This window comes from Cupriavidus basilensis OR16 (assembly GCF_000243095.1).
Classification (GTDB): Bacteria; Pseudomonadota; Gammaproteobacteria; order Burkholderiales; family Burkholderiaceae; genus Cupriavidus; species Cupriavidus basilensis_D.
This window is the reverse complement of the sequence record NZ_AHJE01000025.1, coordinates 1-12869: the sequence shown is the minus strand read 5'-3', so window position 1 is coordinate 12869 and position 12869 is coordinate 1. Positions and strand designations below refer to the sequence as shown.

Sequence of the window (12869 nt, the reverse complement as noted above, 5' to 3'; positions counted from 1 at the left end):
ACCAATTGGTATTGTTTCAGAAATCGAGGACGATGGCACGTTCCGTCGTACCGTCCAGCCTTTATGTTTTCCCGTCGTACCCCCTTCGCGCGCGAAAGGCTCGCCCGCCGCGCAAGCCTCTTGGCGCTCACCCTCTGCATAGGCGCCGCCCTGGCCTTGCCGCCGGCACCCGCGCGCGCCAACGAAATCGAGGGCATGCGAATCGACGACGCCACCCGGGTCGGCGGCAAGGAACTACAGCTGAACGGCACCGGCCTGCGCTCGATGTTCATCATCAAGGGCTATGTGGCCGCGCTTTACCTGCCGGAGAAGGCGCGCAACGCGACCGTGGTGCTGGGCGACCACGGCCCCAAGCGCCTGCAGATCCGGCCGCTGCGCGAGGTGCCATCCGATGCCTTCATCAAGGCCCTGAACGAAGGGATCCGCGAGAACCACAGCGAGGTCCAGTTCCAGAAGCTGTCGGACCGCCTGCTCCAGCTGCGCCAGACCATGGAGCAGATGGGTACCGCCCGCAAGGGCGATGTGATCAATTTTGATTTTTCGCCCGATGGCGGCACCGTGGTCGCCATCAATGGCACGCCGCGCGGCAAGCCGATCCCGGGCGAAGATTTCTACCAGGCCGTGCTGCGCATCTTCCTTGGCGACCATCCGGTCGACCGGGATCTCAAGCGCGGGCTCCTGGGCGGTTAGCCCCCGGGCGGCCGGAAGCCGCCCGCCAGAACTCACGCCGCCGGCTTCAAGGCCCCGCCACCGCGGACGCGTCGCCGGCGTTCTTTACCTTGGGCGGATATCCCCGCCCGGTCTTTTGACGGGAGACACGATCTCATGCAGACCAGCAAAATCGCCCTGGCCCTCGGCCTGGCAACAGCGGCCTCCGTGGCGCAGGCGCAAAGCTTCCCGACCAAGCCGATCCGGCTGATCATCCCGTTCGCGCCCGGTGGCACGACGGACATCGTGGGCCGCGGCGCGGCCGACCAGATGAGCCGCATCCTTGGCCAGCCCGTGGTGGTGGAAAACCGCGCCGGCGGCGGCGGCTCGATCGGCGCCGACGCCATCGCCAAGGCCGCGCCCGACGGCTACACCATCGGCATCTCCACGGTCTCGACCATGGCGGTCAACCCGGCCTGCAACCCCAAGCTGTCATATGACCCGATCAAGGACTTCAAGCCCATCACCAACCTGGCCAACGTGGCCAACGTGATCGCGGTCAACCCGAACTTCCCCGCCAAGGACTACAAGGAATTCCTGGCGGTGCTCAAGGCCAATCCGGGCAAGTATTCGTACGCGACCTCCGGCACCTGCGCCTTCGGCCACATGCTGGGCGAGCAGTTCAAGGTCTCGACCAAGACCTTCATGGTCCATATCCCCTACCGTGGCGCGGGCCCGGCGCTGAACGACGTGCTGGCCGGCCAGGTGCCGATCATGGTCGACAACCTGCCCTCGTCGATGCCCTACATCAAGGCCGGCAAGCTGCGCCCGATCGTGGTGGCCTGGAACAAGCGCATCGATTCGCTGCCGAACGTGCCGACCTTCGGCGAACTGGGCCTGAAGGAGCCGAACGACCCGGCCTGGTACGGCCTGGTGGCCCCGGCCGGCACGCCTGACGACGTCATCAAGAAGCTGAACGAAGCCGCCGTCAAGGCATTGCATGACAAGGACTTCCAGCAGCGCCTGCGCACCGCCGGCGCCGAACCTTCGGGCAACACCCCGGCGGAGCACTCCGCCGAGATCAAGAAGGAGTTCGAGAAGATGAAGACGCTGGTGAAGGTGCAGAACATCAAGCTGGAGCAGTGATGGTGGTGTCAAGGCTGCGGCACTAGCCAAAGCCGGCGAGCGGGCCAAACCCGCGCGCCATGACGATGGTTGTCCCTCCCTCGCCCGCACGCGGGAGAGGGAGGGACAACGCAGATCCGGCTTCGTCAGGCCAAAGCCACCGCCTCGCCCAGTAACACCTTCACCTCGTCCACCGTCGGCGAATACGCACCCGCACGCGTGGCGGCCACCGCTGCCGTAGCTGCGGCCCATCGCGCTTGCCGCGCCAGCGTTGCCTCGGGGTCCCGCAGCAATCCCGCCATCCATCCGCCCATTGCAGCGTCTCCGCAGCCAACGGTATCAACCACATCGACGGCAAAGACCGGCTGTTCACAAGCCTCAAGACCATGCAATAGCGTCATGCCGTGCGCACCGCGTGTCAGCAACAAGCGCGCCTGCGGGGCCAGCGCCCTGAGCGCGGCCAGCGCGGCGGGTGCGTCCAGTGCCGGATACAGGCCGCGCAGGTCTTCGTCCGATACCTTGATGTAGTCCGCCAGGCCAGCCATGTGCGCGAACGCGGCCTGGTACTCTGGCGCGTGCATGGGTGTGCGGAAGTTCGGATCGAAGGCGATGCGTTTGCCCGCGGCCCTGGCCTGCGTGGCTTCCGTGCACAGGCGCGCGGCGAGCGGCTGGCGCGCCAGGCTAAGCGAGCCGAAGTGCACGGTGCGCGCGGCCTGGCGCCAGCCCGCCGGCAAGCGCTCGGGATCGAAGTAGAGATCGGCACTGTCATCGCCGACGAAGAAATACTGCGGCGGGTGCTGCGCGCCGACGAACGCCAGCAACGGCGAACGCTCCACGCGCTGCAGGAAACGCAGGTCCAGGCCGGCTTCGGCACTGGCTTCGGCCAGTTGGTCGCCCAGCGTATCGCAGCTGATCGCGCCGGCGAAGGCGGTTGGGATGCCCAGCCGCGCACCCACACGGGCCACGTTCCAGCACGAGCCGCCGGGCAGGCCTAGCCAGTCCTGCCCGCCCTGGTGGACCATATCGGTCAATGCCTCGCCGAAGACGACGTAGGCTGGCCATGATGTCGTTGTCATTGCATCCTCGTTCTCGTATTTCCGGATGAGCGCGGTGCCGCGCGTCAGCCTTGCCAGGCCGATGCGGCGGCCAATGCGCGCCGGATCAGGCCGGCGGTGGACGCATCATGCGGGCGGGCGGGCCCGCCGTCGAGCTCGCAGGCGATCGGCGCGGCAAGCTGCTTGCCGAGCTCCACGCCCCACTGGTCGAACGAATTGATATTCCACAGCACGCCCTGCACGAAGGTGCGGTGCTCCGAGAGCGCGATCAATGCGCCCAGGTGATACGGATCGAGCCGCTGCAGCAACAGCGTATTGCTGGGGCGGTTGCCCTCGAACACCATGTGCGGCACCAGTGCCTCGTCCTGCACGCCGAGCGCCCTGACCTCTTGCGCGGTGCGGCCGCGCAGCAGCGCCTCGCCTTGCGCAAAGCAGTTGGCGAGCAGCTTGCCGTGGTGGCCCGGCATCGGGTGCACCGGCTCCAGCGCGGCGATGAAATCCACCGGCATCCAGTGCGAGCCCTGATGCACCATCTGGAAGTAGGCGTGCTGCCCGTTGGTGCCCGTGGTGCCCCATACCACCGGCGCGGTGCCTTGCGCGGCGGCGGCGCCGTCGAGCTGCACGGACTTGCCGTTGCTCTCCATCTCGAGCTGCTGAAGGAAGGCCGGCAGCAATTCGAGCGGCTCGCAGTACGGCGCCACGCAGCGGCTCCCGGTGCCGAGGAAGCTGCGATACCACACGTCTAGCAGGCCAAGGATCATCGGCATGTTCCGCGGCGCGTCGGCCTCGGCGAAATGCCGGTCCATGGCGCGAGCGCCGTCGAGCAACTGGCGAAAGCGCGCAAAGCCAACGGCCAGCGCAATCGACAGCCCCACCGCGGACCACAGCGAAAAGCGCCCGCCCACCCAGTCCCAGAACGGGAACATGTTGACAGGGTCGATGCCAAACTCGGCCACCGCTTGCCGGTTGGTGGAGACCGCGACAAAGTGGCTGGCCAGTTGTGCCTGCGGCACGCCATGGTGCAGGAACCAGGTGCGCGCGGTGTGCGCATTGGCCACCGATATTGATCACGTCGGTGATCTGGCGCCCATTCCAGCCGCGCCACGTGCCGCCGCGCACCGCGTCGGCAAAGCGTTCCATCTGCGAGAGCACCGCGGCCACGTCGCCGGCCACCGCCACGCCCTGCGCGTGAAAGCCGTCCTCCGGCCACGCGCGCAGCGCCATATGCAGCGCGGCACGGCGCTCGGTGGTGTTGACCGCTTCGCCGCGGTACATGGCATCGCGCCGCGCGCTCACGCCGGCCTCTTCGGCCAGTGCGAAGAGCAGCGCCATGGTGGTGTCGGTGACGCGGTTCTTGGCGTAATCCAGCGTGAGGCCGGCCGCCTCGGCCACGAAACCGGCGCCGCGGTCCTCGCCCTGCGGGCCGTCGAACCAGTCGCGCAGGTGGGCATGGCGGATGACCTGCGCATGCTCTTCAAGCCGTTGCCAGGTGCTCAGGAAATCGGACTTCTGGGACATCGGGAACATTGAATCAACTCCTGTACTCGCGCGCCGCGCCGGCAACCGCCGCTGCGGCGCTATGCTTCAGACTTGCCTCACAGCTCTTCGTGCCACACCGCGCCATCGCGCGAGGGCAGCGCGCTCGACGCGGCCGGCCCCCAGGTGCCGTCGGTGTAGAGCTTGAGCGCGAGATTGCTCTGCGCCCAGGCCTGCTGGATCGGCGCGACCCAGCGCCAGGCCTGCGCCTGCTCGTCGCGCCGCACGAACAGCCCGAGCCGCCCACGGATCACGTCCAGCAGCAAGCGCTCGTAAGCCCCGGTCTTGCGCTCATTGCGATTGCCCTGGCCGCGCGGCAGCATGCGTTGCAGGTCCAGCGTGGCGGGCTGCAGCGCTTGCGTGTCGCCGGGATGCTTGACCAGGAAATGCAGGCGGATGCTCTCCTCCGGCTGCAGCGTGATCACCAGCCGGTTGCCGGGCTCGTGGTCCAGCGGGCGCGGGAACAGCGAGTAAGGCACATCGCGGAACTGGATCACGATCTCGGCCACGCGCGACTGCATGCGCTTGCCGGTACGCAGGTAGAACGGCACGCCGGCCCAGCGCCAGTTGGCAATCTCGGCCTTGATGGCGACGAAGGTCTCGGTCTGGCTGTCGGGCGAGATGGCTGGCTCGTTCACATAGCCCGGCACGGCGTCGCCGGCCGCCGCGCCACGGCAGTATTGCCCGCGCACCACCTTCTCGGCGACTTCGTTCAGCTCGATGGGCTTGAGCGCCTTGAGGATCTTCAGCTTCTCGTCGCGGATCGCGTCCTCCGACAGGCTCGCCGGCGGCTCCATCGCCACCATGCACAGCAATTGCAGCAGGTGGTTCTGCACCATGTCGCGCAGCGCGCCGATGCCGTCGTAGAACGCGCCGCGCTTTTCCACGCCGATTTCCTCGGCAATGGTGATCTGCACATCGCGTACCCATTCGCGCCGCCACAGCGGCTCGAACAGTACGTTGCCAAAGCGCATCGCCATCAGGTTCTGCACCGACTCCTTGCCCAGGTAATGGTCGATGCGGTAGATCTGGTCTTCGGCGAAGTGGCACGCCACCGCGGAGTTGATCGCATCGGACGAGGCCAGGTCGTGGCCCAGCGGTTTTTCCAGCACGATGCGCACGCCTGCGTGGTTAAGGCCGGTGCGGGCCAGTTGCTCGCAGATCGGCACGAACAGGTGCGGGCCGGTGGCCAGGTAGAACACCACCACCGGCGCGGCGCGCTCGCGCACCAGTTCGGCGAGCGCATCGAAGCCTGCCGGCGCGTTGGCGTCCACCTGCAGGTAGAGAATGCGCGCGAGAAAGGCCTGCCAGACTTCAGCCGCGGCGGCGGCGGGCAGCGCCGGACGCACCTTGGCCTCCAGCATGGCCAGGTAGGCGTCCTGGCCGAGCGGCTGGCTGCCGAGCGCGAGGATGCGCCCGCGCGGGTGCAGCGAGCCGACGCAATGCGCGTCAAACAGCGCCGGCAGCAGCTTGCGCGTGGCCAGGTCGCCGGTGCCGCCGAACAGCACGAAGTCGAACTCGGGGACTGCGCCTACAGCATTGTTTGGCATGGTTTCACCAGTCGGTTGGTCGGTTGGTCGGTTGGTCGGTTATGGGGGATTCGGTTGTAAATCGAGCGCGGACCGCTGCCCAGCTAGCGCGGCGCGGCCCAGCCCTTGTACTCGTTCACATTAGCTCGCGTAACCAGTGTGGGCGGCAGCAACACGGTGCGGTTTGCGGGCGCCTGGCCATGCATCAGCCCCACGCCGATCTCCACCGCGGTGCGGGCGATGGCCCACGGGTCCTGGCTGGCCGAGGCCTGCACCAGCGTGTTGGCCTTGAGCGCGGCCTCGATATCGGGCGCGCCGTCGACGGACGCGATCAGGATGCCGCGGCGGTTCAGCTGGCGCGCGGCCAGGTCGGCGCCGACAGCCTGCGGGTCATTGATGGTAAAGACCGCGTCAACCTTGGGAAAGCGGGTCAGGTAAAGCTGCATGACGTTGAGGGGCCACCCTCGCGCGAGCCCTTGCCATCCTGGTCATCGGAGAGCACGTGGATGCCGGGGTGCTTGCCCAGCACCGCCTTGCAGCCTTTCACGCGATCCAGCACGGCGGACACCGGCGGGCCATTCTGGATGATGAGGTTGCCGCGCCCGCCCAGCCGCTCGGCGAGGAAGGCGCAAGCCAGCTCGCCGGCTTGCGTGTTGTCCGTCTGCACCGTGGCATCGGCGCCCGCCGCCGCCACGTCCACCGCTACCACCACGATGCCGGCCTTGCGGGCCTTCTTCACCGCGGGCTCGATGGCGCGCGCGTCGGCCGCGTTGATCAGGATCAGGTCCACCTTCGACACGATAAAGCTGTCGATATGCGAGAACTGCTTGTTGAGGTCATAGTCGGCGGACAGCACCGTGACCTTGGCGTCCGGGTTGATCTTCTTGGCCGCGGCTTCGGCGCCGTGCGCCAGCGCGACGAAGTACGGGTTGCCGAGCGAGCCGAGCGTGACGCCGACTTTTTTCAGCGGCCGTTGCGCGGCTGCGCTCGCCGGTACGGCGTCCGGCGCGCTCAGTGCGGCTGCGCCGGGGCACAGCAGGCTCATTGCCGTCATCGCCAGTGCCGCCAGGTATTGCTTGGACATATCGTGTCTCCAGTAGCCGGTGGTAGCCGGGGTCAGGTCGCGCACGCCTCACGTGCGCGCCGAGCCCTTGCGGCGATAGCTGTCGAGCGCCACCGCACCGATGATCACCAGGCCCTTGATGATGTATTGCCAGATATCGGACACGCCCAGCAGCACCAGGCCGTTGGACAGCACCGCGATGATCAGCGCCCCGACCAGCGTGCCGGCGATGGAGCCGGTGCCGCCCACAAAGCTGGTGCCGCCCAGGATGACTGCGGCGATGGCATCGAGCTCGTACGACTGGCCAAGCTGCAGCCCGTTGGCCGCATACAGGCGCGCGGAGGACATCACACCGCCCAGCCCCGCCAGCAGCCCGGACACCGCGTATACGAACAGCAGCACGACCCACACCTTGATGCCGGACAGGCGCGCCGCCTCGGCATTGCCGCCCACCGCGTAGATCTGCAAACCCAGCACGGTACGGCGCAGCACGAACCACGACACCGCCACCACGGCCAAGGCGATGATCACCAGCCAGGGCACGCCCAGCACTTCGCCGTTGCCGATAAAGGCAAAGCCGATATCCGGGTTGTAGATCGTGCTGTCGTTGCCGACCAGCCGCGCCAGCCCGCGCACCGCCGTCAGCGTGCCCAGTGTGACGATGAACGGCGGCAGTTTCATGAAAGCGACCAACGCGCCATTGACGATGCCGAACATCAGGCCGCACAAGAGCGCGGCCGGCACGCTCAGCATGCCGAGCTGCGGCATCAGCGACGCCAGCATCGCCACCACCGCTGAGATCGACAGGATGGAGCCCACCGACAGATCGATGCCGCCGGTCAGGATCACGAAGGTCATGCCCGCGGCCAGCACCACGTTGATGGCGGCTTGCTGCGCGATGATCGACAGGTTCTGCCAGCCGGCGAAGTTCTCGGTCAGCACCGTGAAGCCGATGCACAGCAGCACCAGCACCGGCAGCATGCCAAGCGCACGCAGGCGCTCCTGGGTAGTGAGGCGGCCGAGGGTGGGCGCGGGCAATGAAGCGCCAGTGGAAGTGGCGGGACGTGTGATGGATTCATGCATGGTTGTCTCCTGCGCCGGCGGCTGCGGGAAGTTGCAGGCCGGTGTCGATATTTCCGTTTCTTGCGGGCGGCGCACAGGCTGCGCCCCGCCTCAATGCAGCGTGATGCCGGTTGCGTTGCCGGCGGCGGGCAGCGGCACGTCCGCCCATGCGGGCGCCGGTGGCGCGGCCGCGCCGGTGGCCAGCGCGATGATGCGTTCCTGGGTTTCGGCCGCGCTGCTGGCGGGGCGCACCTCGCCGGCCAGCGCGCCCTCGCGCATGACCAGCACGCGGTCGCACAGGCCCACCACTTCGGGCAGCTCGCTGGAGATCATCAGGATCGCCACGCCGCTCTGGGCCAGCGCGTTGATCAGCCGGTAGATTTCCGACTTGGCGCCGATGTCCACGCCACGCGTGGGCTCATCCAGGATCAGCACGCGCGGCTGGATTTCCAGCAGCCGCGACAGCATCACCTTCTGCTGGTTGCCGCCCGACAATGCGCCGACGTTGACCTGCGCATGCGCCACGCGGATGCCCAGCGTGTCGATGGCCTCGGTCGTGCGGCGGCGCGCGGCGGGCCGGTTCAGGCGGCCAAGGCCTAATGCGTCGCGCGCGGCCACGATCAGGTTGATGTTCTCGTGCACGCTCTGGTCCAGGAACAGGCCCTGCAGCTTGCGGTCCTCGGTCAGGTAGGCAATGCCGGCATCGATGGCCTGGCGCGGGCCGCCAGCTGGCAGCGTGACCAGCCCGCCGGGGCCGGCCGGGTTGGCAATCCGGACCTCGCCGCGCGTGCGCACGTCGGCGCCGAACACCAGCCGCGCCAGCTCCGTGCGGCCCGCGCCGACCAGGCCCGCCAGCCCCAGCACCTCGCCGGCACGCAGGTCGAAGCTGCAGCCCTTGACGCGCCGGCCGTCGGCCACATCGCGCACGGACAGCATCACGTCACGCTCGACCGCCTGGCCGTGCGTCTTGGTGTAGAAGCCTGACAGGTCGCGCCCCACCATCATCTTGACCAGCGCCGCCTGCGACAAGTGCGCGCGGTCCAGCGTGCCGACGAAGCAGCCGTCGCGCAGCACGGTCACGCGATCGGCCAGCTCGTCGATCTCGGCCATGCGGTGGCTGATATACAGGACCGCCATGCCTTCGCCGCGCAGCTGGCGGATCAGCGCGAACAGGCGATCCGTCTCGTGCGTGGACAGCGGCGTGGTGGGTTCGTCCATCACCAGGATGCGCGCCTCGAAGTGCACGGCCCGCGCGATTTCCACCAGTTGGCGCTGCGCGATCGACAGGCTCGCCACACTGGCAACGGGCGAGAAATCCGCGCCGAGCCTGGCCAGCGTGGGCGCGCAGGCGCGCGCCATGTCGCCTCGCGCCACCAGCCCGCGCCGCTGCAGGGCGCGGCCCAGGTAGATGTTCTCGGCCACGCTCAGGTTGGGCGCCAGGCTGAGCTCCTGGTAGATCACCGCCACGCCGAGGTCGCGCGCGGATTGCGGGCCGTCGATCAGCACCCGTTGCCCGTCGATATGACATTCGCCGCCGGGGTCCGCGGTGTAGGCGCCGGACAGGATCTTCATCAGCGTCGACTTGCCGGCGCCGTTCTCGCCCATCAGGGCGTGGACCTCGCCGGCGTAGGCTGTGAGCTCGACATTGCGCAGCGCGCGCACGCCGGGGAACGTCTTGCAGATATTGCGCAGCGCCAGCAGCGGCGCCTTGGTGGACGAAGCGGACGAAGCGGACAGATCAGACGATGGCATGGTTGGCCTCCGGAATCATGGCCGATGCGCCTTTGAGCATGTCGGCCCGCGGCGAGAAATTCATGAACATCGGCAGCGACGCGGCACCGACCGCGCCGGCGTTGGCACCAAAGCAGCCGCGCACCACGCGTGGCGCTCGCCGTGCCTCGGGCGCGCCGTCGTCCAACGCGCCTTGCAGGCGCTCGATCAGCGCCTGCACCAGGCCGCCGTCGATATCGGCGTCAAGGATGATCAGCGGCACGTCGAGCACCGCCAGGGCGGATTGCATGGCGGGCGCCAGCGCGTCGATGCAGTCGTCCAGCCACTCCGCCACCGCCGGGTGCTGGCCGCGCACCTGCGCTTCCAGGTCGGCGTGGCCGTCGATGGCCACGCCGTGGTGGCGCAGGTGGCGCGTCAGTGCGTTGAGCGAGGCACGCGCCAGCAGGATGTCGCGCCGCTTGGCCGTGCGCGGCGCGGAGGCCAGGGTGCTGGGCTGCACCGGCATCATGCCGATATCGCCGGCATTGCAAGCGGATCAGGCTGGCCGGCTGGCCGCGCTGCCCGTCCTGGCGGCGGCCGGCCACATGGATCAGGCCATCCTCCGTGAGCGTCTGCACGATGCTGCCCACCGCCGTGTTGGTAAGCTGCGCGATGCGGGCGAGATCCGCCTTGGACGCCTCCCCGGCATGCCGCAACGCCAGCAGGAGCGCGCGCTCGTTGTACAGCCGCAAACTGGCGGAATTCACGCCGCGGCCGGCCTTGGCACTGTTCATGTCGTCTCCGAATGTTGTTATGGGTGTCGCTTGCATCACACTACGCGCTGGACTGCGGCGGCGGTGCATCGGGCTTTGGCATTAATTAATTCAGTTTGAATTAAATAATGCCGAGAGGCAGAACTCAAGAAAGGGGAAACCCCAGTCAAGCGGTTGCATGGACCTCTCCGATGCGCCCTCCACGCCACAGCGCATCCCGGTGGCGCCGCCATGCTCTAAAATCCAGGCTCGCCCTTTCCATCCCTGCCATGGACTCCATCTTCGACGCCGTCCTCCAAGCCCCTTTCGGCAAGATCGGCGTGCGCACCGACGGCGAATTCGTCCGCGAGATCGTCTACCTGCCCGAGAGCATGCGGCTCGTCGAGCCGGCCAACGCGGTCACGCAAAGCCTGGCACGGCAGCTGGAGGCCTACTACGCCGATCCGGACACACGCTTCGACATTGCGCTGGCGCCAGTCGGCAGCGCCTTCCAGCGCCGGGTCTGGCAAGCGATCTCGAACGTGCCGCGCGGCAAGGTCACCACCTATGGCGCGGTGGCGCGGCAGATCGCCAGCGCGCCGCGCGCGGTCGGGCAGGCATGCGGGGCGAACTTCTTCCCGCTGGTGATTCCCTGCCATCGCGTGGTTGGCGCCAGCGGCATCGGCGGCTTTGCCAATCACGACGGCGACGGCTTCTTCCTTGACATCAAACGCTGGTTGCTGCGCCATGAAGGGGTGATGCTGGCATGAACGACATTGCGCGGATTGACGACGGCGACGACAGCGGCCAGATCGACGACGTCGAAAACGGCAACGGCACCATCGGCACCGAGGACAGCCCCGCCCTGCTCGCCGACCTGGCCCTGGTCGACCGCTTCTGCGACGCGCTGTGGCTCGAAGACGGCCTCGCGCAGAACACCATCGACGCCTACCGGCGCGACCTGGCGCTGCTGTCGCGCTGGCTGCATGCCTCGGGCACCTGCGCGCTGCTGGCGGTGGACGACACTGCCCTGAACGGCTACTTCGCCTCGCGCCACCTGGAAACCCGCGCCTCGTCGGCCAACCGGCGGCTGACGGTGTTCAAGCGCTTTTTCCAGTGGGCGCTGCGCGAGCACATGATCACGACCGATCCCTGCTTGCTGCTGCGCCCGGCCAAGCAGCCGCCGCGCTTTCCCAAGACGCTGACCGAAGCCCAGGTCGAGGCGCTGCTGGAGACACCCGACACCGCCACGCCACTTGGCCTGCGCGACCGCACCATGCTGGAACTGATGTATGCCAGCGGCCTGCGCGTGTCCGAGCTGACGCAGATGAAGACCATCGAGATCGGCCTGAACGAGGGCGTGGCGCGCGTGGTGAGCGGCAAGGGCAACAAGGAACGCCTGGTGCCGTTTGGCACGGAGGCCGGCGACTGGCTGCGCCGCTACCTGGCCGAAGGCCGTCCCGCGCTATTGGGCGAGCGTGCCTGCGAAGCGCTGTTCGTCACCCAGCGCGGCGAGGGCATGACGCGCCAGGCCTTCTGGCACCTGATCAAGCGCCACGCGCGCGAAGCCGAAATCTACGCACCGCTGTCACCACACACCTTGCGGCATGCCTTTGCCACCCATCTGCTCAACCACGGCGCGGACCTGCGCGTGGTGCAGTTGCTGCTGGGGCACGCCGATATCTCCACCACGCAGATCTACACGCACGTGGCGCGCGAGCGCCTGCGCGAACTGCACCAGCACCACCATCCGCGCGGCTAGGTTGACCGCGCGGTCATTGCGACCTGTCATCCATCATGAGCAAGACCAAACACGTTTCGGAAACCCCCGCCACCCAGTTCCTCAAGCAGCATGGCGTTGCCTTTGGCGAGCATGCCTATGACTACGTCGAGCATGGCGGCACCGGGGAATCGGCGCGCCAGCTTGGCGTGGCGGAGCACACGGTCATCAAGACCCTGGTCATGGAAGATGAGAAAGCCCAGCCGCTGATTGTGCTGATGCATGGCGACTGTTCGGTGTCGACCAAGAACCTGGCGCGGCAAACCGGGCGCAAGAGCGTGCAACCGTGCAAGCCGGAGGTGGCGCAGCGGCATAGTGGGTATCTGGTGGGAGGGACGTCGCCGTTCGGGACGCGCAAGCGGATGCCGGTTTTTGTTGAGGCAGGTGTGTTGGCGCTGGAGCGGATCTATATCAATGGGGGCCGCAGGGGGTATCTGGTTAGTATTGATCCGCAGGTTTTGAAGACGTTGGTGGGGGCGGAGGTGGTGGAGTGTGGGTTGAGGGATTGAGGGATTGAGGTGATGGGATGATGGGGTGGTCGCTGTTTCTTTGAGCGGCGTTGGCTCTTGCACCCAAAGGCCGTACGACATCCCCCTGCGGGGGCTGCCG

9 protein-coding genes and 3 pseudogenes are annotated in these 12869 nt (G+C 67.6%); 5 read left to right on the top strand and 7 right to left on the bottom strand.

From position 1 onward, the window contains the following. Window positions 1–63: 63 nt before the first annotated feature. Both OR16_RS10340 and OR16_RS10335 read left to right on the top strand, forming a co-directional pair. Window positions 64–690, top strand: coding sequence for a chalcone isomerase family protein (locus OR16_RS10340; RefSeq protein ID WP_081488737.1), 627 nt, complete (start codon window positions 64–66; stop codon window positions 688–690). A gap of 135 nt (window positions 691–825) precedes the next feature. Beyond that, window positions 826–1794 (top strand): tripartite tricarboxylate transporter substrate binding protein BugE, encoded by a 969-nt coding sequence (locus tag OR16_RS10335; protein WP_006157912.1) that lies wholly within the window; start codon window positions 826–828, stop codon window positions 1792–1794. A 125-nt stretch (window positions 1795–1919) separates the two neighbouring features. Here OR16_RS10335 and OR16_RS10330 read toward each other — a convergent pair whose 3' ends face one another. From OR16_RS10330 to OR16_RS10300, 7 genes and pseudogenes are all read right to left on the bottom strand, one after another. After that, window positions 1920–2849, bottom strand: a complete 930-nt coding sequence (locus OR16_RS10330) for a carbohydrate kinase family protein (protein ID WP_006157911.1) — start codon at window positions 2847–2849, stop codon at window positions 1920–1922. 44 nt (window positions 2850–2893) lie between these two features. After that, window positions 2894–4346, bottom strand: a pseudogene (gene pgi, locus OR16_RS10325) (glucose-6-phosphate isomerase). Between the two features lie 77 nt (window positions 4347–4423). Then, window positions 4424–5914, bottom strand: a complete 1491-nt coding sequence (zwf, locus tag OR16_RS10320) for a glucose-6-phosphate dehydrogenase (protein ID WP_006157910.1) — start codon at window positions 5912–5914, stop codon at window positions 4424–4426. An 83-nt stretch (window positions 5915–5997) separates the two neighbouring features. After that, window positions 5998–6938, bottom strand: a pseudogene (locus tag OR16_RS10315) (ABC transporter substrate-binding protein). A gap of 87 nt (window positions 6939–7025) precedes the next feature. Next, entirely contained in the window at window positions 7026–8039 is a 1014-nt protein-coding gene (locus tag OR16_RS10310; RefSeq protein ID WP_006157909.1) for an ABC transporter permease subunit, read from the bottom strand. A 90-nt stretch (window positions 8040–8129) separates the two neighbouring features. After that, entirely contained in the window at window positions 8130–9770 is a 1641-nt protein-coding gene (locus OR16_RS10305; protein WP_006157908.1) for a sugar ABC transporter ATP-binding protein, read from the bottom strand. Further along, window positions 9757–10522, bottom strand: a pseudogene (locus OR16_RS10300) (hypothetical protein). The gene OR16_RS10305 and the pseudogene OR16_RS10300 overlap by 14 nt, the downstream one beginning before the upstream one ends. A gap of 257 nt (window positions 10523–10779) precedes the next feature. Between OR16_RS10300 and OR16_RS10295 the strand changes: the two are divergent. The 3 genes from OR16_RS10295 to OR16_RS10285 are packed head-to-tail and all read left to right on the top strand — an operon-like array spanning window position 10780 to window position 12769. Beyond that, a complete protein-coding gene (locus OR16_RS10295) occupies window positions 10780–11250 on the top strand; it encodes a methylated-DNA--[protein]-cysteine S-methyltransferase (RefSeq protein ID WP_192816422.1) in 471 nt (156 codons plus the stop codon). Continuing rightward, complete coding sequence (gene xerD, locus OR16_RS10290) at window positions 11247–12242, top strand: site-specific tyrosine recombinase XerD (protein ID WP_006157905.1); 996 nt, start codon at window positions 11247–11249, stop codon at window positions 12240–12242. The genes OR16_RS10295 and xerD overlap by 4 nt, the downstream gene beginning before the upstream one ends. 35 nt (window positions 12243–12277) lie before the next feature. Continuing rightward, window positions 12278–12769 carry an aminoacyl-tRNA deacylase gene (locus OR16_RS10285; protein ID WP_006157904.1) on the top strand — a complete coding sequence of 164 codons (492 nt, stop codon included), beginning with the start codon at window positions 12278–12280 and terminating at the stop codon, window positions 12767–12769. Window positions 12770–12869: the final 100 nt, after the last annotated feature.